The sequence below is a fragment of the Paenibacillus sp. J31P316 genome, from assembly GCF_056269105.1.
Window position 1 is genome coordinate 63,632 of the sequence record NZ_JBWDNI010000009.1, and the last position, 24,977, is coordinate 88,608.

The window sequence follows — 24,977 nt, forward strand, 5'->3', positions numbered from 1 at the left end:
TGAAATCCCTTAACAAAAACACCCCCGCCGAATCGAATTCGGCGGGGGTGTTGCGGTTGCAAGGCAATTATGGTTTTACCGGCGGCAGCTGGGATACATAGCTGTCGGACAGCTGCAGCAGCTTAAGCGCCCGGTTGTACTGGTCTTCCGTAGTCGGTACGGCAGCCTGTTCATCGCCATGCAGCGGATGATTCGTGCCATCCTTGAAGCTCGTGCCTGGAATGAACATGTCGTGATCCGTCAGAAGCGAACCGGTGGGCAGGTAATAACGTTCCGGCAAGATATTGGACGTTTGATTGAGCAGATCTTGTCCGAAATGAATATGATCCTGAAGCGAAATGCCAAGCAGGTTGGCAACGGTCGGCATGATATCGGATTGTCCTCCCGTTTGCTTCAACTCCATTGGCTTCGTGACGCCTGGCGCCGAAATAACGAGCGGGATGTTGATCATGTCCGTATTCGCGTAATCGCGGCCGTAGATTTCCTTCATCAGCTTCTTCTCGTCGCTGTTCAGCGAGTAGATCGGAAGGCCGAGATGATCGCCATAAATGACGAATACGCTGTTGTCCCAGATGCCGCGCTTCTTCAGATCGTCGATGAATAGGCCGAGCGCGTAATCCGCGTAGTTCTGCGCACGGATGTAGTCGCCTACGAAAGTGCCGTCATACCGTGCAGGAAGCTTGATTTTGTATTTGCGCTCCGGAATCGTAAACGGATGATGCGAAGACATCGTAATCAGCTGCGAATAGAAAGGTCCGGATTTCTGCATCTCGTCCAGCTTTTCGGCTGTTTTTTGATACAATACCTCGTCGGACGGGCCGAAGAATACGGTATCGTCTTTGCCGAACCAGTTTTGATCGTAATACTTTTGGAAGCCGATCGCCTTATACAATTCGCTTCGGTTCCAGAACTCCACGAAGTTTGTATGGAAGGTGGCGGTCTGGTATCCGTTCGCCTGCAGTAGCTTCGGCAGGCTCGGCAGCGCGCGGTCGGTGTAAACGACGGATGCCGCGCCGGTCGGCGGCGTGTAGAAGGACGTATTGACGACAAACTCCGCATCGGAGGTGTTGCCTTGTCCAACCTGCTGGTAGAAGTTCGAGAAGTAAATATGCTCCTTGGCGAGCTTGTTCATGTTCGGCGTGATTTCCTGTCCGTCGATCGTAAGTCCGACCAGGAAGTTTTGGAACGCTTCCATCTGAACGATGATCAGGTTCTTGCCTTGCGACGCTTGCCAATACTTCGGCGAAGCCGGCTCTTGAATGCCTTTTTCCTGGTCGATCGCGGCCTGCGTAATTTCGCTCATCGGCAGCGTGGGCTGCTTCGGATCGGAGAAGATCGTGTACAGCTCATAGTTGAGAATGCCCATGTCTTCGGCTTTCACGATTTCGTTCATGCTTGCCCGATTCGGCAAAATATTGAACAGGCACAGCGCAAGCGAAACGATGAATACGGCGGTTACGATCGCGCGGTTAAGCGGCAGCTGGCTCATCCTTTTCCAATCCAAGGCCCGCTTGCGGCGGAACAAAAGAACGAAGAAGACGATAATATCGAGAAAAATGAACAAATAATACGGATCGAGGAGCGAGAATACGCTGCTCTTCACGGCCGTAACCTGATTCACCTGCTCGAGCGCATGATACGTAACGATGATGCCGAAATATTTGTAATACATAATCACCGCGAAGAAGATGGCGGTGACGAGGAGGTTGACCGTCACGTAATACACGAGCTTGCGTTTCGTCGCGAACCATTCGATCAGGCAGAACAACAGCCAGCAGAACGGGATTTCAGTCACGAGCAGCGTCCAGGACGGACCGCCGTCGAAAATGACAAAGTAGGCGAGCATGCCTTTCATAATTAAAATCAGGGTGAAAAAAAGAAACGGCCTCATATGAATCAGCCGCTTGAATGACCATGCAGGCATGTAAATAACCTTCCTTTCGACAGACGCTAGCTGCAAATCTCACAACGTTTATTATGCTCTCGCCGGCGCTGGTTTGTCAAAAGCCGAAATACGGATAAAATCCGCCTGCTCGCTCGCGATGCATGCTATACTAGGCCAAGCTTATATATTTCCGACGGAGTGGATCAACGCTTATGCCAAGCGAATTCAAGACCAAATGGAATGCCATCGAGCTGAAGCTCGGCCATCGCGCGTGGTTTAATTTTCGGATCGACGTCGCGGCGGCGATTCTGTTCAGCTTCTTTAACGTCATGTTCGGTCAATTTTACTTGCCGATGGCGATTCAACAAGGTGCTTCCCATTTGGAGGTCGGCATCATATCGGCGGCGCCTGCCGTCGGGCTGCTGTTCTCCCCGTTATGGGCGGCCTTCATCGAACGTTCGGATCCGAAGCCGTTCGTCGTCGTACCGAACTTGCTCGGCAGGCTGCTTATCCTGCTTCCTGCTTTCTTCGGCGCTCCGCTCGTCTACGTTCTCACGGCTTTAGGCTTTCAGATGCTGATGGGCATTCAATCGCCCGGCTATGCCGCGCTTGTCATCCGCATGTATCCGCCGGAGAACCGCGGCAGGCTGATGGGGATGACGCGCGTGCTCATGGGCGCGCTGATGATTCCGATGGCTTTTCTCGCCGGCCGCTGGATCGATGCCTCGGGGCCGAGGCTGCCGCTCGTCTTCGCCTCCGTTACGGGCGTACTGTCCATCCTGGTCTTCGCCCGCATGAAGGCGCGGAAGGCGGCGCCATCCAAGCCTGGCGGCAAGCGATTCGATTTCCGCGCCCAGCTGCTGCTCGTCAAGCATAACAAGGAACTCGCGGTCTTCTTCCTGGCGACTTCGTTCACGGGCTTCGCCAATTTGCTGGCAGGGCCGCTGTACAGCATCATGCAGGTGGAACGGCTCGAGCTGTCCAATACCCAGATCGGACTGGCCAGGGCGGTGTACTTCCTGGGACTCTTGTCCAGCTATTATATAACCGGACGAATCATCGACAGATTGTCGGCCAAACACACGATTGCCTTCGGGCTTGCCGCCTTCGGGATCGTCCCGCTCTGCTACGCGCTGCTCGGCAATTATGCCGCCGTGCTGATCGGCAGCGGCATCCAGGGGATAGGCGACGCAATTTGGGACATCGGGTTTCTGACTTATATGTTCAGGCTCGCTCCGGGTCGAGAAGCCGTCGTCGTCGGCCTGCATTTCATGCTCTTCGGCATCCGGGGGACCATCGGGCCGCTGCTCGGAACGGCGTTGTCGGGTACCGTGCCGTTGCCGTATCTGCTCGTCGCCGCGGGTATCTGCGGGCTGATCGGCTTGGCGACATTTTTGGCCTACAACCGCGGAACGCTTCGCACGCACAGCCGGGCGGATGCCTCGTAGGCAGATGGAGAACGAAGGAACGTATATATAAATGGCGCCGCAGGATTATCCTGCGGCGCCATTTCGATGATATGGAGGTCCAAGGGAGGGCAGGGAGTGAAGAAGAGTGCAAGAGAGTGTAAGAGAGCATAAGAGAGTGTAAGAGATGCAACAATACAAGAGAGTAGCATGCTAAGGCAACATCAGACCTTAAACGGCAAGCTCTCTTTTGCGGAAGAACGACTTGAGCGCGTTATAGACTTCGCCTTTCTCCTTGATGACATAGTGCATGAAGTTGGGCAAATTGATATGCTTGTAGGCCGACATCAGCGTGCTGGAGCGATTGTACTGGTTGACCTCGCCGTAGCCGAACAGATTGGCCCGCTTGAGCAGCTCGCCGATCAGCTTCACGCAGCGCTCGTTATCGCTCGTCAGATTATCGCCGTCGGAGAAATGGAACGGATAAATATTGTACATGGACGGCGGGTAGCGATTATCGATGATATCGATCGCTTTAATGTAGGCGGAGGAGCAGATCGTGCCGCCGCTTTCGCCGCGGGTGAAAAATTCTTCCTCCGTCACTTCCTTCGCCTCGGTATGATGCGCGATGAAGACGATTTCCACATGCTCGTATTGATGCCGGAGGAAGCGCGTCATCCAGAAGAAGAAGCTGCGGGCCACGTATTTCTCGAAGCTGCCCATACTTCCGCTCGTATCCATCATGGCGAGAATCACCGCATTGGACTGCGGCTTGATAATCTCTTCCCATGTCTTGTAGCGCAGGTCATCCGGCGAAATGCCGTGAATGCCAGGCGCGCCGCTCGTCGCGTTGCGCCTCAGGTTCTCGAGAATGGTTCGCTTCTTGTCGATATTGGACATGATGCCTTTCTTGCGAATGTCGTTGAAGCGGATTTCCTTCGTTTCCAGCTGATCGCGGTCCTTCTGCTTCAAGAAAGGCAGCTCCAGCTCCTCGAACAGCATCGTCTCGAGCTCCGCCAGACTGATTTCGGCTTCCACGATATCATCGCCGGGCTGATCGCCCGCATTCTCGCCTTTGCCGCCCTTCTGCGCGGAAGCGGGATCGACGCCGAGCACGTCGCCGACCTGGCTGTCGCCGTCGCCTTGACCGACATGCTTGTTTTTGTTGAAATTGTAGACGAACCGGAATTCGTCGAGACTGCGGATGGGCACTTTGATGACTTGCTTGCCGTCCGACATGATAATATTTTCTTCAGAGACCAAGTCCGGCAGATTTTGCTTGATCGCCTCGCGGACCTTCTGTTGGTGTCTGGCCTGATCCTGATGTCCTTTCCGATGGAGCGACCAGTCTTCACGCGATACGGTAAACAGCGGTTCGTTAAGATTTGCCATGCGTAGACACCTCCCCAGCCGAATAAGCTTGTTATTATTCATTGTATTCAGCGCGGCGTCCGATATGAGAGGCAAAATGACTTCGCGAGCCTGTGACGGCTGTCCCGATCGTGGGCTTGTCGACGGATGACGGTTGTCTGAAAGGCTATATTTGTTATAATACGTAACATAGTGCTAGAAAAGGACGAAAGACGAGAGGATCGAAATCAAGGATGCAGGAGCAGCGGATACCGATTTACCAAGTGATTCAGGATTACATCAAGCATGAAATCAGCCGGGGAGGCTGGAAGATCGGCGATCAGATTCCGACCGAGAAGGACCTGATGGCGAAGTTTGGCGTGAGTCGGATTACCGTTTCCAACGCATTGACGGGACTGGCGAAGGAAGGGTGGCTGCACCGGATCCAAGGGAAGGGCAGCTATGTGAGCGGGACGGCTCTTATTGAAGGGACGCGCGGCATTCAAGAAGGGACGGCACCGCATCAGGAGGAAGGGCTTAAACTGATCGGCCTCATTACGCCGAGCTTAAGCGACTACTTCATGCTGCGGCTGCAGAGCGGAATAGCCAAGGCGCTGCGGCAATCCAATTGTCATCTCGTCGTCATGCTGTCCGAAGGCTCGAAGGAACGCGAGGCTGCGGCCATACGGGAGCTGCTGAGGATGGGAGCGAAGGGGCTTATTATTTTCCCGCTCGATTCCAAGACGCATAACGACGAAATCTTGCGGCTGAAGCTGGAGAAGTTCCCGTTTCTGATTATTGATCGCTATTTGACGGGCATTGAGACCCATTTTATCGGATCGGACGGGGTGGAAGCCGCGAGGCTGGCGGTCAATCATCTCCATGCGCTCGGTCATCGGGAAATTGCGATCTGCTCCGGCATGCCGCTGTCGACGACGACGATCGAACAGCGCGTGTCCGGCTACCTGCTCGCCATGAAGGAGCTTGGGGAGAAAATCAATCCCGCGCTTATGCTGACGGATTTTGCGCTAAAGGTAGATGCCGGGCATGCCGTGCTGGACGGAGAAGCCGGTGCGGACGATCCGCTTCGCGGCTGCGTCGAAGCCGGATTGGCGACCGCCTATATTGCGCTGAACGGTCCGGTCGCGCTCCACTTGTACCGCATCGTCAAGCAGCTGGGGCTCCGCGTTCCGGAGGATCTGTCGATCGTGGCGTTCGATAATTTATCGCCAAGCCGCGAATTCGATTTCTTTACCTATATCGACCAGCATGAAGAAGAAGTCGGACGGTTGGCCGGGGAGCACATCCTGGAGTTGATGAACGAAAGCGGAGACCCGCCGTACCGCAAAATCATGCTCGTTCCGGACATCGTCGCCCGCGAATCGACGGCGCCTCCAAGAGCATAAGCGAGGCCTGGCTAAGCAAGACGGAATCTGGCATTATTCAGTGACAACGTTAGCTGAACGATAGAAAGCCTAGAGGAACAGAACCCGAGATCGCGGTTCTGTTTTTTTCATTGACGCCTGATTGGCATTGTTATACTATATCGACATATCATATATTACAAATATTTGTCATAGCGGGAGGCGCCTATGTCGGAGTCGAAACGGATCAGCAAGGTGTACGTCGTGTCGCATACGCACTGGGATCGGGAATGGTATCAGGATTTTCAAAGCTTCCGAACGCGGCTTGTCTACATGCTCGACGAGCTGCTGGACACGCTGGCAGGCAATCCCGATTATCGTTATTTCTTGATGGACGGCCAGACGATCGTCGTCGACGATTACTTGGACATCCGGCCGGAGCGCCGGGAGCAGCTGCTGGGCTTCATCCGGGAGGGCCGCATCGCGGTCGGGCCGTGGTACGTGATGCCGGATGAGTTCCTGGTCAGCGGGGAGTCGCTGGTTCGGAACCTGCAGCGCGGTTTCCGGGATTCGCGCAGCCTGGGCGCCGAACCGGTCAAAGCGGGCTACGTTCCCGACATCTTCGGCCACAACAGCCAGCTGCCCCAGCTGCTCCGCGGCTTCGGCATCGATAATGCGCTCCTGTTCCGCGGTTTCCACGGCAACGGCGACCCTGCGGAGATTCGCTGGGAGGGCGCGGACGGCAGTGCGGTGCTCGGCCTGAAGCTTGACGAGGACCGCGCCTACGGCGACTTTTATTTCTTTATCCGCTGGCCGTTTGCCGACCGGAACTTCCACTATGAAGACGAGGAGATCATTCGCCGGGCGCAGGACATGCTGGCGTACAAGAACGAGCGGGCGACGACGGATATTATGTTAGGACTTGACGGCGTAGACCACATCGAGATCGAGCCGCGTCTGCCCGAGCTGCTGCAGCTGTTGAACGGCGCTTCCGAGCTGGAAGGCGTGGAATTCGTGCATGCGACGCTGGAGCAATATTTGGAAGCGCTTCGAGGGAAGACAGGCGAGCTGCGTCTGCACCGCGGCGAACAGAAGTCGCCCGGTTACAGCGGGCTGAACAATATGGTGCTCGTCAATGTACTCTCGTCGCGCATTCATCTGAAACAATTGAACCAGCAGTGCGAGGTGCTGCTGGAGAAATGGGCGGAGCCTTGGGCTGTCTTCGCTTCGCTCGAAGGCCGGTCTTATCCGCACGCGTTCCTGGATCGGGCTTGGACCTATCTGATGCAAAATCATCCTCACGATTCCATCTGCGGCTGCTCGATCAGCCAAGTGCATCAGGATATGATCTACCGATTCGATCAAAGCCGTCTCATCGCGGAGCGGATGATGCATGAGCAGGCTCTCTATTTCGCCAACCACATTGATCCCGCGCCGATGGACGGCAGCGATGTTCTCGTCGTCTATAATGCCGTTCAAGAAGCGGTAGACGGCGTCGTCATCGTGGAAGCGGAGCTTCGGCGGCCCGAGCATGGCATGTTCCTGGAGCTTCGGGATGCGGACGGACAGCCGCTGGATATACAGCTTATCGATCGCAAGCCGAATATCGCCAAGCGGATTCACCGTTACCGGGACATTCCGGGGGCGGAGACGGTGGAGCGGGTGAGGTTTGCTTTTCAAGGCAGCATTCCTTCGTTCGGCTATCGTGCATACGCGCTGCAATTCAAGACGGTGCCGCCGCTCGGAAGCGGGGAGTATGGGCGTAAGGAGCATGTGCAGCCGAAGCGGGTGACCGGCACGATGAAGCAGGACGAGACGACCTGGGACAACGGCCTTCTTATTCTGCATGTTCGCGAGAACGGCACCATTCAAGTGACCGATCGGGCGACAGGCGCGCGCTTTGATCAATTGTTGGCGTTCGAGGATGAAGCGGATATCGGAGAAGGCTGGAACCATATCGCGCCGCTCGTCAACGAGACGTTCTACTCGAGCGGATGCCGGGCGGAAATATCGACCGTAACCGACGGGCCGTTCGTCAGCGTCGCCCGCGTGGAGCTCGCCTTCCTGGTGCCGGAAGCGATCGCGCCGGATGAGCTGCGCCGGAAGAGGGAGAAGACTGCGCTTCGGATCGTGACCGACATCGAGCTGCGATTGAACGATCCCGTGCTGCGCTGCCGCACGAGCGTGCACAATACGGCGCGCGATCATCGGCTGAAGCTGCTGCTGCCGACAGGGCGGCAAACCGGGCATTATTACGCGAGTACGCCTTACGACGTAGTAAAGCGGGAGATCGCGCAGCCGGATTATGCGGCGTATTCGGAATTGAACAGAGGCAACGAGCCTTACAACGGCTTCGTCGCGCTGGAGGATGAAGAGGCGGGCATTGCGTTGTACACGAAAGGATTGTATGAGCTGACTATAAAGCCGGATACCGCGAGAACAGCCGCGCTGACGCTGTTCCGCAGCACGGGGAAAGAGGTGTTCGTCGATGGTCCGCAGGACGGCGGACAGCTTCTGCGCCAGCTGGACTTCGAATATGCGATTCGTCCGTTCGCGGCCGGTCAGCCGCTTCCGAAGCTATGGGGCGAGCGCGAGCAGTTTGCCGCGGGATTACGGACCGTGTCCGTTCGCAGGGATGAGATCCGATATGAGAACCTGCAGATCCGCGCCCGTGACTTGCCGGCCGAGCATGCGTTCGTCAAGGTGGATGGGGATAATATTCGCGTGACGGCGCTTCTTCGGGCGCAGCGCGAGACGGACGCCTTCGTCATCCGACTGCTGAACCTCGGCGAAGAGGAGGCTTCGGCCGTCATCGCCTTTGACCGGCCGCTTGCCTCTTCGTCCGCGGTAACGCTGGATGAGCAGCCTTTAGCAGACTTTGACGGCCTGCAACCCGGAGAAGACGAATTCAGCTTGAAGCTCGGCGCCAAAGCGATTCAGACGGTGATGGTGAAATTTCGCGGCTAACCGCCGCCGCGTCGCTTCATCCGCTTGAAACGATCACGTGCAACGATCAGATGCAACGATTACGTGCAACGCAAAATCCACAACGAACTCAACGAATAAGAGGCAACGAACAAGCCGCAACGAATAAGAGGACCGCAGCCATTCCGCTGCGGTCCTCTTGTGTTTATTTCATGCACGTATTCAATGCGCGTCGTTCGGCGAGCGCATTCGCCGAGCGGCGCATGCTTAGGTCGATCCGCTTAAGGCAATGCCCAGCACGAACAAGCAGACGAGACCGACCGGCAGCAGCGCATTCAGGATGATACCAATGACGGGGAACGTCTTTTTCTTGTTCTTGGAGCAGGCGCCCACGATGCCGAGAATCAACCCCACGACGCTCGATCCGAAGGCGATCAGCATCATCAGACCGGCAATGATGATCGGCATGACATCGTTGGCGTCATTCAATTGATTTTCGAGATCCGAACGCAGCGTCTCGGAGTTGCCGTCAAGCGTGATGTGGTCCATAATGAAGGATGTCGATACGAAGACGGCAACGATGACGACGACAAGGCTGACGAGCCCGATTATAAACGAGGCGATGCCCAGCTTGGATTGGGTCTTGTGCGGCTCCCCCTCGGGATTCGACACGGGAGAAAAGTCGTACTGCGGGTATGCGCTTTCAGGCGGTTCTTGTTCGCTCACGGAGATCCTCCTCTATGCAGTCGTTTCGTTTTCGTACATTTTAACTTATTTTACAGTCATTGGAAAGGATGAAAGTGAAAATGAAAATGTTCAATAAATACGGGGCTTACGGCGCGATTCACGCTTTGCTTGCCGTCGTGCTGGGGGCTTTCGCCGCCCATGGCTTGAAAGACAAATTAACCGATGACATGTTGAACGTGTTCGAAACGGGCGTTCGCTATCATATGTACCACGCGATCGGACTGCTGCTGCTCGCGCTGGCTGCGGATCGGATCGGAAAAAACAACAACAAGCTCCGCTGGGCTGCGCGTCTGATGCATCTGGGCATTTTCCTATTCTCGGGCAGTCTGTATGCGCTCAGCTTGTCAGGCGTGGATATGCTCGGCATCATTACGCCGTTCGGCGGACTGGCCTTTATTATCGCTTGGGGGCTCGCTGCGCATTCCATTTGGAAAGCCAAAAGCAGCTCCGAGTAGGAAACGGCTAGCTGGCTTCGGGGCTGCATAACCCCGTTACATATTAATCGCATAATGATCGCAAAAAAATGAGCCGCTCCGCGCCGAAATTACCGGCAAGCAGGAGGGCTCTTTTGCTATACGAAATCATCAATTTCATTCAAGCTGAACGCATAGACCTGCTTCTCATCCACATGGTAGACGGTCAAAATTTGCGTGGACTCGTCCAAATGAAGGATGCGGCACGGAATGTTCAGTCTAACGCCGAAGCCTTTGTTGACCATGATTCGAATTAGCGATTTGGTCGCGATGCAATCCTTGATTCGATCCAAGATGGAAGGCGCGAAGGCAGCGTCGGCCGGCGGCCGACCGGATGGCAGCTCGATCGGGACGGCTTCGGACGGATACTGTTTCTCCAGCGATTCAATCATTCGTCCCAGCTGGACGCCGGATTTGATCCGGTAGTCGGCGAAGCCGGCGTTATTGATCAGGTGAAGAAGCCGCTCCAGCGCCTTGGCGTCGGATTCGCTTTCTACAAGTAGATCGACGTTAAACAAAAAAGCGGCAGGCGGGTTGGTGCGCGTGTTGGAAGGTTTCATCGGTAGACTCCATTTAGTTCTTATGTATCCCCATCATACCATCTACACCATGATTTATGTAGTCCCAAGAGCGGGATTGCCACGGAAACTGGTCGAATGCGCCAACACTCCGGGGCGTGACTCCGCATATAGTGAAGAAGCAATTTCCTAAGGGAGAGATGCTGGAGCAGTGGTCGCGGGAGGAGGTGGCTCGGATGATGCGAATGGTACCCATTCCGCTTGCGGACGGCAGTACGGCGCTCGGCGTTGAAGTGCTGCTGCCGAAGACGACATTGCTGGCTGTTGCGACGGACAAAGGATATATCATGTGCGGAGCGTTGGATGTCGCGCTTCTGAACGACAGGTTGAAGGATCGGGGCATTATCGCCGGACGCGCGGTTGGCGTCAAGACGTTGGAGGAATTGATGGCAGCGCCTCTCGAATCGGTCACGGCAACGGCGGAAACGCTTGGCATTACGGTCGGAATGAAGGGGGCGGACGCCCTGCTCTTGATGGTATAGATGATAGAAGGAAGGTCCATGTATATAAAGGCAGCCCGGCACATGAATTCTATGCCGGGCTGCCTTATTTGCATGGCTGTTAGTTATCGAACAGCGCCTTCAGGTTCACGTCGAACGGCTGGCGGATAATGCCCTTCTCCGTAATGATCGCGGTCACGTATTCGTTCGGCGTCACGTCGAACGCAGGGTTGTACACCTTGATGCCGGACGGCGCCGTGCGTTTGCCGAAGCCTTCCGTGATTTCTTCCGCCGGGCGTTCCTCAATCGGAATTTCGGAGCCGGAAGGCGTGTTCAGATCGATCGTCGACAACGGACAAGCGACGTAGAACGGAATGCCGTGCGCCTTGGCGAGAACGGCGACGCTGTAGGTGCCGATCTTGTTCGCGACGTCGCCGTTGGCCGCCACGCGGTCCGTTCCGACGATGACGGCGTCGATCCAGCCTTTGCTCATGACCATGCCGGCCATGTTATCGCAGATGAGCGTCACGTCGACGCCAGCCTGCTGCAGCTCGAAGGCGGTCAGGCGCGCGCCTTGAAGGACGGGACGCGTCTCGTCCGCGAACACGCGGAGCTGGATGCCCTGCTCCAAGGCGAGATAGAACGGCGCGAGCGCCGTTCCGTATTTGGCCGTTGCCAGTCCGCCGGCGTTGCAGTGCGTCAGCACGCCCATGCCGTCCTGGAAGAGCGTGAGGGCATGCTCGCCGATCAGGCGGTTCGTTTCCTCGTCTTCGCTTTGAATCGCGATCGCTTCCTGCAGCAGCGCTTCTTTGCACGCGGCCAAGTCCGAGTCCGTGCCGGAAGCCGCGATCGCTTCTGCGCGTGCGGTCATCCGATCGAGAGCCCAGAACAGATTGACGGCCGTCGGCCGCGATGTCGCAAGATGGGCAGCCGTCTCGCGGACAACCTGGAGCCATGCGGACAAGTCCCCCTCCGCGTTCCGGCTTCCCAGCACGACGCCATATGCTGCGGCAATCCCGATCGCCGGCGCGCCGCGAACTTTAAGGTGACGAATGGCCTCCCATACGTCTTGAGCGGATACGAGCGGCAGATAGACGATTTCTTCGGGCAGCAGTCGCTGGTCGAGCAGATCGAGTTGTACGCCGGACCAAATGACGGATTGCAAGCCTTGATATTCTGTAGATTCAGTAGTTTCCATGAAGGTTGTATTCCTTTCCTTAGGCCTTAGCCGCTGCCGAAGCCGATTGCACGGCATCGGCCAATTGATCGATCGAGACAGCGCGGCGGTTCAGCTTAATAAGCGATTTACCGATACGGAGCGCAAGACGCTGCGCACGTTCGCGAGCAGCCGCGTCTTCCAGCTTGTCGATATCCGCGACATGCGCCAGCCCGACGACGCGGCGGACCATTTTGCAGCCGGCGAAGCCAATCGCGTCCTGCAGCAGGCGCTGCATATAATTTTCTTTGTACCCAGGCGCGGTATTCGCCAAACGGTCAACGCCGTTCTCGTTCCACAACGCCAGGAATTTCGCTTCGAATTGCGACCAGATGTCCGTAACGGAATTCAGCAAGTAAGCGCGGTAATCCTCGCGTTCGGCATCGGACTTGTCCAAGCCTTCGCGTGCCGCATAGTTCAGCAGCAGATTCCCTAGTACGGCGCCGATATCGAAGCCCATCGGACCGAAATAGGCGAACTCCGGATCGATGACCTTCGTCGATTCCGGCGTAATGAAGATGCTGCCTGTATGCAGATCGCCGTGCAGCAATGCCTGCCCGTGCGTGAGGAACTTCTCGCGGAGCAGGGCGACCTCGAGGTGCAGCTCGCCATCGTTCCACAGCGCCTGCGCTTCGTCGCGGATGCTCTCGTCGAAGCTGTTCGTGTCCGCGTCGCGGTAAGGATCGTCGAAGATGAGATCCTCGGTGATTTTGCACAGCTCCGGGTTGGTGAAGCTGCGTGCCAGCAGCTTCTTCTCCTGCTGGTTGCGGCCGAGATCGCTCGTGAAGAACAGCGTCTGCGCGAGGAACGTGGAGATATGGCCGGCGAACAGCGGGTAGCGCGTGCCGTTCATCAAGCCTTGACGCATGATGACGTGATCGCTCAAATCTTCCATGATCGTCAGCGCCAGATCCTGATCATACAGGTAAACCGTGGGAACGAGCCCTGGCGCAAGACTGCCCTCAAGGATCAGCGCCTCGCTCTCGATGCGCGCGCGGTCGAGCGTCAGTGGCCATGACTCGCCGACAACCTTTGCGTAAGGAAGCGCCTGCTTCATGATGATGCTGCTTTGGGTTGCCGGATCGGCGATATGGAAGACCAAATTCAGGTTGCCGTCACCGATTTCGCGGCATGCCAGCTGCGCGCCTGGTTGGAATACGCCCTCCAGCTTGCGGGCGATCTCGATAGCTTCTGTTTCATTTAAGGGATGATAAGCAGACATGAATAGTCCACCTCCGAATCGTTGTAATGGTTGGAAGGGCCCGCCGTACGTACGTTTTGACCCCAAATAAGTATAGTATAGCGAAAAAAATTTCGCGTTGGAATACCTCTATTTGTTATAATTATTCTAAATACAAACAAGCGAGGGGGAAACGAGCATGGGCAGCGAGATCAAAATGGAACAAAAAATCGCGCTGAAGGAATGGGCCGTCGCCGTAAAAGCGCTGACCGAAGGCAAACAGATCATGGTGCTGCGCAAAGGCGGAATCGCGGAGGAGACGCGCGATTTTCAGCTGAAATCCCCGCGTTTCTTCCTGCTTCCGGCCTTTGAGCATCAGAAGCCGGAGCTGTTGAAGGAAGCGTATCGGGACGATCTCAAAACGGTACTGGAGTCGTGGACGCCGGGATCGCCGACCGTGGAAATCACGTCGTATGCCGAAGCGGTGGACGATATCGAAATCTACGATCAGGAAACGGTGGATCAGCTGGCGGATTTCCACATCTGGACGGATACATTTACCGAAGATCGCTTAAAATGGAAAAGAAAGCAGCCGCTTCATCTGCTGCTGCTTCGCGTGTATAAATTGGAGCGCTGCGTATCGCTGCCGATGCAGGATGCATACACGGGCTGCAAGTCTTGGGTCAATCTGGAATTTTTGCCCGCGGACGTCGCCGCATACCCCGTGCTCGACGACCAAACATTCGTGCGGCAAGCCGCCGAAATCCGGCGTGCCACGGCCAAGTAGGACGTGTCGGGAGCTGGCGCGGGGACTGAGGCCGATTGCTTTCTGCCAAAAGTTATACTAATATATAATTGAGAATCAGTGAGAATCAATTTAGAGTAATTACTAAAGAGGAATTGTTTCAAATTTAAAATATTGAAACAACGGAACATTTGGAGGGAGCAGTATATCATGGCAACACATTTCAAAATCAATGGCTTAAAGGCGGCTATTGAAGGCAAAGAGATTTTGAAAGGCATCAACCTTGAGATCAAGGGCGGAGAAGTTCATGCCATCATGGGACCGAACGGTACGGGCAAAAGCACGCTGGCATCGGCGCTCATGGGTCATCCAAAATATGAAGTAACGGAAGGCGAAGTCGAGCTTAACGGCGAAGCGCTTCTGGAAATGGGCGTGGACGAACGCGCTCGCGCCGGTCTGTTCCTCGCTATGCAATACCCTAGCGAAATTACGGGCGTTACGAATTCCGACTTCTTGCGCAGCGCGATCAACGCCCGCCGCGAGGAAGGCAAAGAGATCTCCCTCATCAAGTTCATCCGCCAAATGGAAGGCAAGATGAAAGAACTCGAGATGAATACGGAGTTCGCGCACCGTTACTTGAACGAAGGCTTCTCAGGCGGCGAGAAGAAGCGGAATGAAATTTTGCAAATGATGATGTTGGATCCGAAAATCGTCGTTCTCGACGAAATCGACTCCGGTCTGGACATCGATGCTCTCCGCATCGTCTCGAACGGCGTTAACGCAATGCGTTCCGAGGACCGCGGTTTCTTGATCATTACTCACTATCAGCGCTTGCTGAACTATATTACACCGGATTTCGTACACGTCATGATGCAGGGCCGTATCGTCAAATCTGGCGGACCCGAGCTGGCGGAACGCCTTGAGAACGAAGGCTATGACTGGGTTAAAGAAGAACTCGGCATCATGGACGAAACGGTCGGACAGGTTTAATCGGAGGAGGAGCAATTGAAATGAGCACACAATTAACAACTCCGGTTAACCGCCAGACCGTTAGTGCCTTGTCTCAAAGCAAAGGCGAGCCGGCATGGCTTGAAGGAGTAAGAACAAAGGGCGCCGAGTTGGCGGAAACGCTGGAATGGCCGACGCCCGAGAAAATCCGCATCAGCCGTTGGAACTTGACGGCTGTCGGCAGTCACAAAGCGCAAGCCGCGATCGCTTCGGCAGACGAGCTGCCGGAAGCATTGCGCGGACTTGCAGGTCAATCTCCGGCGGGTCTGGTCGTACAGCGCAATTCGGAGCGCGTGCTGCATCAGCTTTCCCCCGAATTGGCAGCGAAGGGCGTTATTTTTACCGATCTGGAAACCGCAGCCCGCGAGCATGGCGATTTGGTGCAGCAATACCTGTTCCAAGCGATTCCGCAGGATGAGAACAAGCTGACGGCGCTTCAATCGGCGATTTGGAATGGCGGCGTGTTCCTGTACGTGCCGAAGAACGTCGAGGTCGAATTGCCGCTGCAGGCGCTGTTCTACACCGACGATGCGGACGCGACTTTCGCGCCGCGCGTCCTCGTCGTAGCCGACAGCCACAGCAGCGTCACTTACGTGGACAACGTGGTAAGTACGTATGGAGACTCCGCGCAGCCGGTTACGAAGCAATCGATGGTCGAAGTTATCGTAAAACCGGGCGCGCATGTTCGCTACGCGACGGTTCATAATATGCACGACAACCTGATTGACCTGACGATTCGCCGCGCCGTGGTCGAGAACGACGGCCGTATCGAATGGATTATCGGCGACCTGCATGACGGCCACACGCTGTCGGATACGCAGTCGCTGCTGAAAGGCAACGGCTCCACGTCGGACGCGAAGGTCATCAGCATCGGTTCCAAAACGCAGCAGATGAGCCTGACGACCGGCGCCGTCCACTTCGGACGCAACACGGAGAGCGATATGGTTACCCGTGCGGTCATGAAGGACGGAGCGACGGCGATCATCAACGGAATCACGAAGATCGAGAAGGGCGCCACCAAGTCGAACGGCCAACAGACGGAGAAAGTGCTGATGCTGAGCCCGAAGGCGCGCGGCGACGCTAACCCGATCCTGTTGATCGACGAAGACGACGTTAAAGCAGGCCACGCGGCGAGCGTCGGCCAAGTGAACCCTGAGCAAATCTATTACCTGATGTCCCGCGGCATTGCGAAAAAGGATGCGGAGCGATTAATTATTTATGGATTCCTGGCCCCTGTCGTGTCGGAAATTCCGATCGAACCGGTCCGGGAACAGCTCCAGCGTCTGCTGGAAAGGAAGCTTGAAGGATGAATGTGCAAGCGATCAGAGAGCAATTTCCGATCCTGCATCAAACGATAAACGGGCATCCGCTCGTTTATCTCGACAGCGCGGCTACTTCCCAGAAGCCGCGTTCCGTCATTGATGCGGTCGCCCGCTATTACGAGCATGACAATGCGAACGTGCACCGCGGGGTTCATACCCTCGGCTCGCGCGCCACGGATGCCTATGAAGGCGCCCGTGAGAAAACCGCGAAGTTTCTGAACGCGGCCAGCCCGCAGGAAATCATTTTCACGCGCGGCACGACGACCGCTCTCAATTTGGTCGCTTCGAGTTATGCGCGCGCCAACTGCGGCGAGGGCGACGAAATCGTCATCACGCAAATGGAGCATCACTCCAATCTCATTCCTTGGCAGCAGGTCGCGAAGGCGACAGGCGCTACGCTTAAATATATTCCGCTTCAGAAGGACGGTTCCATCCGGCTCGAGGACGTGGAAGCGACCATTACGGACCGCACGAAGATCGTGTCGGTGATGTACGTGTCGAACGTGCTTGGCGTCGTCAACCCCATCAAGGAAATCACGGCGATTGCGCATAAGCACGGCGCCAAGATGGTTGTCGACGGCGCGCAAAGCACGCCGCACATGAAAGTCGACGTGCGCGATTTGGATTGCGACTTCTATGCGTTCTCCGGCCATAAGATGTGCGCTCCTACGGGAATCGGCGCCTTGTACGGCAAGAAAGCGCTGCTCGAAGCGATGGAACCCATCGAATTCGGCGGCGAAATGATCGATCACGTGGATCTCTACGATTCGACGTGGAAGGAGCTGCCTTGGAAGTTCGAGGGCGGCACGCCGATCATCGCAGGCGCCGTCGGACTTGGCGCGGCAATCGATTTCCTGAATGAAATCGGGCTGGACGAAATCGAGAAGCATGAGCATCAGCTCGCGGCTTACGCCTATGACCGGCTCGGCACGATCGAAGGCATCACGCTCTTCGGACCGGTCAATAACCGGGCCGGACTCGTGACGTTTACGCTGAATGACGTTCATCCGCATGACGTCGCGACGGTGCTGGATACGAAAGGGATTGCCGTTCGCGCTGGCCATCATTGCTGCCAGCCGCTGATGCGGTATCTGAATGTTTCTTCGACGGCTAGAGCAAGCTTTTATCTATACAATACCGAAGAGGACGTTGATCGTCTGATTGACGGCCTCCAGCAAACAAAGGAGTTCTTCGGTTATGGAATTGGATGATTTATACCGCAGAGTCATTATGGATCATTACAAGAATCCGCGTAACCGCGGCACGCTGGACGAAGACGCGCTCACGATTAACCTGAACAATCCCACTTGCGGCGACCGTATTACGCTGCAGCTGCAAGTGGAGGACGGGATCGTGAAGCAGGCCAAGTTCACCGGGGAAGGCTGCTCCATCAGCATGTCCTCGGCTTCCATGATGACGGAAGCCGTTCAAGGCAAGACGACGGATGAAGCACTGGCATTGGCAGCGAAATTCTCTTCCTTTATCAAAGGCGAAGTCTCGGAGTTCGATGAGCTGGAGGATATCGAAGCGCTGTCCGGCGTGACGAAATTCCCGGCGCGCATCAAATGCGCGACGCTCGGCTGGAACGCGCTGCGCAAAGGCATCGAGCATCAGCAGCAATAATGACCGCCTAGGATCATGAGCCTGGCGCGAAACCATAGCATCGAATCAAGAGCATCGAATCAAGAGCGACGATTCAAGAGCAATGATTGAAGCATGATAACATCAGCAATCAAAGCAAGAAGAAGGAGGCAATAACGATGGCGAAGCAAATGCCTGATTTGGAAGACTACAAGTATGGCTTCCGCGACGAGCATAAGGCGATTTTCCAATCCGGTAAAGGATTGACGCCGGAAGTCGTCCGGACGATCTCGGAAATTAAAGGTGAACCGGAATGGATGCTTGAATTCCGTCTGAAAGCACTGGAGCAATTCAACAAAATGCCGATGCCTAAATGGGGCGGCAACATGGACGATTTGGATTTCGACGATATCCAATATTACGTCCGTCCTTCCGAGAAGCAAGGCAAAACGTGGGAAGAGGTTCCTACGGAGATCAAGGAAACGTTCGATAAGCTCGGCATTCCGGAAGCGGAACAGAAGTTCCTGGCCGGCGTATCCGCGCAGTACGAATCCGAGGTCGTCTACCACAGCATGCAGGAAGACCTGGAGAAGCAAGGCGTTATCTTCACGGATACCGACACCGCGCTTCGCGAATATCCAGAGCTCTTCAGACAGTACTTCGGTACGATCATTCCTCCCGCAGACAACAAGTTCGCTGCGCTGAACAGCGCGGTTTGGTCCGGCGGCAGCTTCATCTACGTTCCGAAAGGCGTCAAATGCGAAATTCCGCTGCAGGCGTACTTCCGGATCAACTCCGAGAACATGGGTCAATTCGAACGAACGCTTATCGTAGCCGACGAAGACAGCTTCGTTCACTACGTCGAGGGCTGCACGGCGCCGATCTACAGCACGAACTCGCTGCACAGCGCAGTCGTGGAAATCCTCGTGCTGAAGAACGCGCGCTGCCGTTACACGACGATCCAAAACTGGGCGCCGAACATCTACAACCTCGTTACCAAACGTGCGGTTGCGGAAGAGAATGCGACCATGGAATGGGTCGACGGCAACATCGGCTCCAAACTGACGATGAAATACCCTGCCGTCGTGCTGAAAGGCCGCGGCGCGAAAGGTATGGTCCTATCCATCGCGGTAGCGGGCAAAGGCCAGCACCAAGACGCGGGCGCCAAAATGACGCATCTTGCGCCGGACACGACGTCGACGATCGTCTCCAAGTCGATCAGCAAGCATGGCGGCAAAGTTACGTACCGCGGCCTGGCTTCGTTCGGCCGGAACTCCGAAGGCTCCAAAGCGAACATCAAATGCGATACGCTCATTCTCGATAACCAATCGACGTCGGACACGATTCCGTACAACGAAATCATGAACGACAACATCACGCTCGAGCATGAAGCGACGGTTTCCAAAGTGTCCGAGGATCAGCTGTTCTACCTGATGAGCCGCGGCCTGACGGAAGCGGAAGCGACGCAGATGATCGTCATGGGCTTCATCGAGCCGTTCACGAAGGAACTGCCGATGGAATACGCGGTCGAGATGAACCGTCTGATCAAATTCGAAATGGAAGGCTCGATCGGCTAATCATTTGCCGCGCCAGCCCGACACACAACCAAAAAACTCCGGAACAGGCTTCTAGCGAAGCGATGTTCCGGAGTTTTCTTTGTTTGAAGCGATGAAGAGCGCTCAGTAGGGCACGTTACAAGTAGACATGCGTGATTTCAAGGCTCCGATCGACGGCCAAATCGATGAACCCGTCTTCGGTTCGGATCAGCGGTCTGAAAAATTCCGTTGAATTCGTCATGATGATCGTGCCCGTCTTGCCCGTATCGAGCTCCACTTGTTTGCCGATGAAGTTCGGAATCATATGCCGGATGAACGTATGGGTCGTCTCCGGATCCAGCTCCGTGAAGCTCATCCGGTACAGCTCCTTCAGCACGAACAACAAATCGCGCTTATCCTGGTAGACACGGGTGGAGATCATCGCGCTGTATACGTCGGCGACGGCTACGATCTTGGCCGCAGGATGAATATCCGGGCCGGACTTGCCGTTCGGATAACCGCTGCCGTCGTTCCGTTCGTGATGATCGAGCGCGACGGCCGCCGCCAGCGATTCCTCGCCGATCGAATCGGTAATGATGCGGTGTCCGAGGAGCGTATGCTGCTTGATCGTCTCATATTCGTCCGAAGACAGCTTGTCCGGCTTGTTCAGAAGGCCGTCTTGGATTTGGCAATTGCCGATGTCGTGGAGAAACCCGGCTTGCCCGATTTTGATCGATTCTTCCTCGCTGTAATCGAGCCAGGAAGCCAAATAATAGGAGAGCATGCCGACTTGCACGGAATGTTGATAGGTATAGTCGTCCTTGGTGTTCAGAAGCAGCAGCATGGAGACGACGTCGCGTTCCATTCTGAAGTTGTCGACCAAAGGTTGGAACGTCTGGACGACGTCGGCTTCGTCGACGGCTCCCTTCTGAAACGCTTCCATAAACAACTGTTCGCACCCGTTCACCGCATCCTGATAAATCGGTTCTACCGTCGGGAGCCATTTCGGACTCAAGCTGGATTCCAGCGTGCGGATCGCCGTCGGTTCCTTCGGCTTAAGCTCGATGTCGACATAATCGATTTGGTGCTGGAAGAGCTGCGAGATTTCCCGTGCAAATAAGTTCGTCCCTTTGGAAAGCACGTGAAGTCCATAGGAGTTGAATGTATCGTTGCTTAATGTGTCCCCTTCTTTAAGCTCCGTCACATGAATACGCATATTCCACCTCTAAGCGGCTAGAAATTCGACAGGAACCAAGTCGATGTTGGCGATCAATGCGAAGAATAGCTATAGGAGCCTATTCAGCGAATAGTTCTATATACCTTATCGGCATCGCAGGCCTGCAATTTAAGCCAACATCGATGATTCTTTATTACTGGGGCGCAGTCGGGTTCCATGGGCCTTGCTGATGGCCTTTCCATTCAGAGCCGTCTTCCCATATTTCGCGTTTCCAAATCGGTACGATCTGTTTCAGCCGCTCGATGGCGTACCGGCTTGCGTCGTAGCAGCCTTCGCGATGGGGGGAGGATACGGCGATGACGACGCTGATCTCGGCAATGTCCACGACGCCGATTCTATGCCAAATGGCACATGCCGTTCCGGGCCAGCGTTCGGCGATTTCGTCGCCGATCTGGCGAAGCGTTTTGACCGCCATCGGTACATACGCCTCGTACTCCAGGCGGACGGTTCGCTGTCCATGCGTCCATTCCCGCGTCGTGCCCGTAAAGGTGAGCGCCGCTCCGTTCTCGGGAACGATGACCTGCGCGGTGATGGCTTCCACGGATAGCGGCTCCTCCGTCACCCGATATCGGTCCGCGGCATGCGCGTCAGCAGCTCCGTCGTCGGAATCGGCCTCCTCACCGCCTGACACAGGCGGAAGCAAGGCCAGCTCGTCATCGGCATGCAGCGGCACGTCGTCGGAGGCATAAGCTTGATTGCAAGCCATAAAAGAGATCGCGATCAGCTGCGCATGCGCCGGGTAGAGCAGCGCCAGCTCTTGTTTGAGCTCGCGCACGGTAAGGTCTGCCTGCGGCAGCTCAAGCTTGACGGCAGGCGTGCCGAGCCGGTCGGAAAGGCCGGCAAACAGCTGGATAGTCCACTTCACAGTCATGTCAAAAAACCTCTCGCCTTCATATGTTAATGGTCCCCTTAGCATACCATAATGGGTCTAAAAATGTTATGCTAGAGGCATTAACGGAAGAGACGTAAAGGAGTGCGGGCCATGTCAGCATTAACGGATCGTTTCGGACGCGTACACGACTACCTGCGCATTTCCGTTACCGACCGGTGCAATTTGCGCTGTCTGTATTGCATGCCGGAGGAAGGCGTCAAATTCGAGCCGGCCGAAAATTTGTTAAGCTACGACCAAATCGTCCAAGTCGTGCGCGCCGGCGCGGGCCTTGGCATCGCCAAGCTTCGGATTACCGGCGGCGAGCCGCTTGTGAGGCCCGGGTTGCCCGATCTGGTGCAAGAGCTTGCTTCTATTCCGGGCATTCGGGACATATCGTTAACGACGAACGGCGTTTTGCTGGCGGACCAAGCCGAAGCGCTTCGGGCGGCCGGACTAAGACGCGTCAATATCAGCTTGGACACGCTGGACCCGGCAAGATTTCGCTTCATTGCCCGGCGAGGAGATCTGCAGCGCGTGCTGCAGGGTATCGAAGCGGCGGCCGAAGCAGGGTTCACGCCGATTAAATTAAACTGCGTGCTGCTGAAAGGCATCAACGAAGACGAAATTACTGCTTTTCTGGAGATGGCGGTCAGACGGCCGCTGCATGTCCGCTTCATCGAATACATGCCGATCGGTCATGCCGACGACAATTGGAGGAACCACTATCTGCCGCTGTCGCGCGTATTGGAAATCGCGAAGCAGAACAAGCTGGAAGTGGAGCCGATGACGAACGTGCTCGGCAACGGCCCGTCGGAGGATTTCAGGATCAAAGGCGGGGCAGGGACGTTCGGGCTCATTCATCCGATCAGCGATCAGTTCTGCTCCAGATGCAATCGGCTTCGGTTGACGGCTGACGGTAATTTGCAGCCTTGCTTGTATTGGGTAGACGAGTTAAACGTGAAGTCGGCGCTCGGCAGCCCGGAAGCGCTGGAGCAGCTGTTCCTGCGAGCGCTTGACATGAAGCCGCGCAATCATGAGATGGCAGCGAAGCTGGCGGACGAGGCCTTGACGCATGAGCCGACGGCGCGCCGCATGTCTCAGATCGGCGGTTAACGAACGGAACGAATGGAGTGGAAACGGCGATGGCGCAGCATACGATTACCGTATACGATACCGACCGCCAGCCGAGCGTCTCGACGCCGGAGGACATGGCCCGCCTGGCGGGTCGTGTTTTTCCGCTGTCTGAACGCATCGAAGGCGGCAGAGGCGAGGCATTCGATCTAGTCGAGTGGTTCGCGAAGTGGAGAGAGCAGCGTGGAATCAACGCGGAAGAACCGTTTCCGACGCACTTGAAGGTCGAGGCGGCAGATTCGTTCGAAGCGCTGATCCCGTGGGAGCAGCTGAAGGACGCGGCAGTACTGTTCGCCTTGGAGGGGTCACCTCTGACGAAGGGCGGACCTGCCCGGCTCTACGTTCCGAACGGATCAAGCGAATGCTTGAACGTGAAGAGCGTCGTCGTCTGGCGTTTCTTGCAGGATGAAGACAAGCGCAGAGAAGTAGCATACGGGTTCAAGCAGACTTTCACAGCGGATGAGATGCGGACTAAGCGCTAAATCCCTGTAAGCGGGAGGCAGGCATGAGAGATACGGCAAACGATGCGCCCCATGTCGTGCTGCTTCACAGCAACGACATTCACAGCCGGCTGGAGCAGGCGGCCAAGATAGCGGCCTATATCAAGGATGCTCGCGGCATTTATGGAGATCGTCATGTACTGACCTTGGATATTGGCGACCATATGGACCGTATGCGGGTGGAGACGGAAGCCAGCGACGGTTTGGTAAATATCGATTTGATGAATGCGGCAGGTTATGAAGCCGTGACGCTGGGCAATAACGAAGGCTTGACTTTTACGCCTGAACAGCTGGATACGGCCTACGCCGAGCGGGCGCAGTTCAAGACGGTATGCGCGAATTTGTTCCGTTCCGAGGACGGCAAGCGCCCTTCGTGGATGCTGCCGGCCGTGACGATCGAGAAAGCAGGCATCCGATTCGGAATCGTAGGCGTGACGGCGGCGTTCGAGGAATTCTACACGCTCCTCGGCTGGAATGTCCTCAATCCGCTTGAAGCGGTTGCGGAACAGACGGCGCGGCTTCGTCCGGAGGTAGATGTGATCGTCGTGATGTCGCATTTGGGTTTGAAGCTTGATCGGCAAATGGCGGAATCCGTTGCCGGAATCGACCTCATCCTCGGCGGACATACGCATCATTTGCTGGAGGAGCCGGAAGTTATCGGCAGCACGCATATATGCGCGACGGGGAAGTTCGGCGAGTATATCGGCCGCGTGGATATTCGCTTCGACGCGGAGGCCATGCGGCCCGTGATTCAAGCTGCGGTCATTCCGATGGCTGCGTACTCGGAAGAGGAGGAAGCCGGCAGCGTCATCCGGGACGCTCTGGAGGCAGGCAAGGAGCGGATGGGCCGCGTCATTGCAGTCTTGGATGAACCGCTGCCTGCGGTGAACGAGCACGAATCGCCGTTTGGCAATCTGCTGGCTGCCGGCCTTCGCCGCTGGACGGGCGCGGAAATCGGAATCGTCAATGCGGGGCAGCTGCTCGGCGGGCTTGCAGCAGGAGAAGTGACGGCGGGCGATCTGCATGCCTTATGTCCGTCGCCGATTAATCCTTGCCGAATCAATCTTTCCGGCAGAGATATCAGGCACAGCCTTGAAGAGTCGCTGCTGCCCGAATTCATCGAGAAGCCGATCCGAGGCTTCGGCTTCCGCGGTTTCGTATTGGGCACGCTGGCGGTGGACGGGCTTGAAATCCGATTCGACCGGGAGCGGCCTCCTTATGGACGCCTCGTGTCCGTCTTGGTGAACGGGCAGGAGCTGGAGGATGACCGATCCTACGAGGTTGGGACAATCGACATGTTTACGTTCGGCGCCGGCTATGAGAAAATCAAGAACGGCACGGATATCGCGTATTTTCTGCCGGAATTTATCCGTGACGTATTGGAACGGGAACTGCGCAGCCCCGATGCGGTAGCTTACAGCTTCCGCCGGCGATGGTCAGCGGATACGTAAGCGCTCCTGTTAGGTTCTAAGGGAATGCAGCG

22 protein-coding genes are annotated in these 24,977 nt (G+C 56.0%); 14 read left to right on the forward strand and 8 right to left on the reverse strand.

The annotated features are described in order from the left end of the window. Positions 1 to 67 precede the first annotated feature (67 nt). Positions 68 to 1,924 carry an LTA synthase family protein gene (locus tag AC0YNU_RS22520; RefSeq protein WP_475760834.1) on the reverse strand — a complete coding sequence of 619 codons (1,857 nt, stop codon included), beginning with the start codon at positions 1,922 to 1,924 and terminating at the stop codon, positions 68 to 70. A gap of 173 nt (positions 1,925 to 2,097) precedes the next feature. On the opposite strand from AC0YNU_RS22520, the gene AC0YNU_RS22525 reads away from it, so the two are divergent. Continuing rightward, positions 2,098 to 3,333, forward strand: a complete 1,236-nt coding sequence (locus AC0YNU_RS22525; RefSeq protein WP_475760836.1) for an MFS transporter — start codon at positions 2,098 to 2,100, stop codon at positions 3,331 to 3,333. Between the two features lie 189 nt (positions 3,334 to 3,522). Here AC0YNU_RS22525 and yhbH read toward each other — a convergent pair whose 3' ends face one another. Next, positions 3,523 to 4,683, reverse strand: coding sequence for a sporulation protein YhbH (gene yhbH / locus AC0YNU_RS22530; RefSeq protein ID WP_475760838.1), 1,161 nt, complete (start codon positions 4,681 to 4,683; stop codon positions 3,523 to 3,525). 212 nt (positions 4,684 to 4,895) lie between these two features. On the opposite strand from yhbH, the gene AC0YNU_RS22535 reads away from it, so the two are divergent. Continuing rightward, positions 4,896 to 6,047, forward strand: coding sequence for a LacI family DNA-binding transcriptional regulator (locus tag AC0YNU_RS22535; RefSeq protein ID WP_475760839.1), 1,152 nt, complete (start codon positions 4,896 to 4,898; stop codon positions 6,045 to 6,047). A gap of 186 nt (positions 6,048 to 6,233) precedes the next feature. After that, a complete protein-coding gene (locus AC0YNU_RS22540; RefSeq protein WP_475760841.1) occupies positions 6,234 to 8,972 on the forward strand; it encodes a glycoside hydrolase family 38 N-terminal domain-containing protein in 2,739 nt (912 codons plus the stop codon). Between the two features lie 225 nt (positions 8,973 to 9,197). Here the strand turns inward: AC0YNU_RS22540 and AC0YNU_RS22545 are convergent, their stop codons facing one another. Further along, positions 9,198 to 9,656, reverse strand: coding sequence for a hypothetical protein (locus AC0YNU_RS22545; protein WP_475760843.1), 459 nt, complete (start codon positions 9,654 to 9,656; stop codon positions 9,198 to 9,200). Positions 9,657 to 9,736: 80 nt separating this feature from the next. Between AC0YNU_RS22545 and AC0YNU_RS22550 the strand changes: the two genes are divergently transcribed. Next, positions 9,737 to 10,132 (forward strand): DUF423 domain-containing protein, encoded by a 396-nt coding sequence (locus AC0YNU_RS22550; protein ID WP_475760845.1) that lies wholly within the window; start codon positions 9,737 to 9,739, stop codon positions 10,130 to 10,132. 116 nt (positions 10,133 to 10,248) lie between these two features. On the opposite strand, the gene AC0YNU_RS22555 is transcribed toward AC0YNU_RS22550, so the two are convergent. Next, complete coding sequence (locus AC0YNU_RS22555; protein ID WP_475760847.1) at positions 10,249 to 10,710, reverse strand: hypothetical protein; 462 nt, start codon at positions 10,708 to 10,710, stop codon at positions 10,249 to 10,251. A gap of 194 nt (positions 10,711 to 10,904) precedes the next feature. Here AC0YNU_RS22555 and AC0YNU_RS22560 point away from each other — a divergent pair, with 194 nt between their 5' ends. Next, positions 10,905 to 11,210, forward strand: a complete 306-nt coding sequence (locus AC0YNU_RS22560; protein WP_475760849.1) for a YunC family protein — start codon at positions 10,905 to 10,907, stop codon at positions 11,208 to 11,210. 79 nt (positions 11,211 to 11,289) lie between these two features. On the opposite strand, the gene mtnA is transcribed toward AC0YNU_RS22560, so the two are convergent. Further along, positions 11,290 to 12,366 carry an S-methyl-5-thioribose-1-phosphate isomerase gene (gene mtnA / locus AC0YNU_RS22565; protein WP_475760851.1) on the reverse strand — a complete coding sequence of 359 codons (1,077 nt, stop codon included), beginning with the start codon at positions 12,364 to 12,366 and terminating at the stop codon, positions 11,290 to 11,292. A 19-nt stretch (positions 12,367 to 12,385) separates the two neighbouring features. Continuing rightward, on the reverse strand, positions 12,386 to 13,606 hold the full coding sequence (mtnK, locus tag AC0YNU_RS22570; protein WP_475760853.1) for an S-methyl-5-thioribose kinase: 1,221 nt from the start codon (positions 13,604 to 13,606) through the stop codon (positions 12,386 to 12,388). Positions 13,607 to 13,763: 157 nt separating this feature from the next. On the opposite strand from mtnK, the gene AC0YNU_RS22575 reads away from it, so the two are divergent. The 6 genes from AC0YNU_RS22575 (at position 13,764) to sufB (ending at position 19,797) form a co-directional block, all read left to right on the forward strand. Further along, positions 13,764 to 14,351 (forward strand): DUF1802 family protein, encoded by a 588-nt coding sequence (locus tag AC0YNU_RS22575; protein ID WP_475760855.1) that lies wholly within the window; start codon positions 13,764 to 13,766, stop codon positions 14,349 to 14,351. Positions 14,352 to 14,519: 168 nt separating this feature from the next. After that, complete coding sequence (gene sufC / locus AC0YNU_RS22580; RefSeq protein ID WP_475760857.1) at positions 14,520 to 15,299, forward strand: Fe-S cluster assembly ATPase SufC; 780 nt, start codon at positions 14,520 to 14,522, stop codon at positions 15,297 to 15,299. A 20-nt stretch (positions 15,300 to 15,319) separates the two neighbouring features. Beyond that, positions 15,320 to 16,627 carry a Fe-S cluster assembly protein SufD gene (sufD, locus tag AC0YNU_RS22585; RefSeq protein WP_475760858.1) on the forward strand — a complete coding sequence of 436 codons (1,308 nt, stop codon included), beginning with the start codon at positions 15,320 to 15,322 and terminating at the stop codon, positions 16,625 to 16,627. Next, positions 16,624 to 17,850 (forward strand): cysteine desulfurase, encoded by a 1,227-nt coding sequence (locus AC0YNU_RS22590; protein ID WP_475760860.1) that lies wholly within the window; start codon positions 16,624 to 16,626, stop codon positions 17,848 to 17,850. Before sufD ends, AC0YNU_RS22590 begins: the two co-directional genes overlap by 4 nt. Then, positions 17,837 to 18,262 carry a Fe-S cluster assembly sulfur transfer protein SufU gene (gene sufU, locus AC0YNU_RS22595; protein ID WP_475760862.1) on the forward strand — a complete coding sequence of 142 codons (426 nt, stop codon included), beginning with the start codon at positions 17,837 to 17,839 and terminating at the stop codon, positions 18,260 to 18,262. Before AC0YNU_RS22590 ends, sufU begins: the two co-directional genes overlap by 14 nt. A 137-nt stretch (positions 18,263 to 18,399) precedes the next feature. Beyond that, on the forward strand, positions 18,400 to 19,797 hold the full coding sequence (sufB, locus tag AC0YNU_RS22600) for a Fe-S cluster assembly protein SufB (protein WP_475760864.1): 1,398 nt from the start codon (positions 18,400 to 18,402) through the stop codon (positions 19,795 to 19,797). 115 nt (positions 19,798 to 19,912) lie between these two features. Here sufB and AC0YNU_RS22605 read toward each other — a convergent pair whose 3' ends face one another. Further along, a complete protein-coding gene (locus AC0YNU_RS22605) occupies positions 19,913 to 20,971 on the reverse strand; it encodes an HD-GYP domain-containing protein (protein ID WP_475760866.1) in 1,059 nt (352 codons plus the stop codon). A gap of 154 nt (positions 20,972 to 21,125) precedes the next feature. Further along, complete coding sequence (locus tag AC0YNU_RS22610) at positions 21,126 to 21,863, reverse strand: molybdenum cofactor biosynthesis protein (RefSeq protein WP_475760868.1); 738 nt, start codon at positions 21,861 to 21,863, stop codon at positions 21,126 to 21,128. A 111-nt stretch (positions 21,864 to 21,974) separates the two neighbouring features. Between AC0YNU_RS22610 and moaA the strand changes: the two genes are divergently transcribed. Genes moaA through AC0YNU_RS22625 form a run of 3 tightly spaced genes read left to right on the forward strand, consistent with a single transcriptional unit; the run spans position 21,975 to position 24,945 of the window. Continuing rightward, on the forward strand, positions 21,975 to 22,976 hold the full coding sequence (gene moaA, locus AC0YNU_RS22615) for a GTP 3',8-cyclase MoaA (protein ID WP_475760870.1): 1,002 nt from the start codon (positions 21,975 to 21,977) through the stop codon (positions 22,974 to 22,976). A 29-nt stretch (positions 22,977 to 23,005) separates the two neighbouring features. Further along, positions 23,006 to 23,476, forward strand: a complete 471-nt coding sequence (locus tag AC0YNU_RS22620) for a hypothetical protein (protein WP_475760872.1) — start codon at positions 23,006 to 23,008, stop codon at positions 23,474 to 23,476. Positions 23,477 to 23,499: 23 nt separating this feature from the next. Continuing rightward, complete coding sequence (locus tag AC0YNU_RS22625; protein ID WP_475760874.1) at positions 23,500 to 24,945, forward strand: bifunctional metallophosphatase/5'-nucleotidase; 1,446 nt, start codon at positions 23,500 to 23,502, stop codon at positions 24,943 to 24,945. Positions 24,946 to 24,977: the final 32 nt, after the last annotated feature.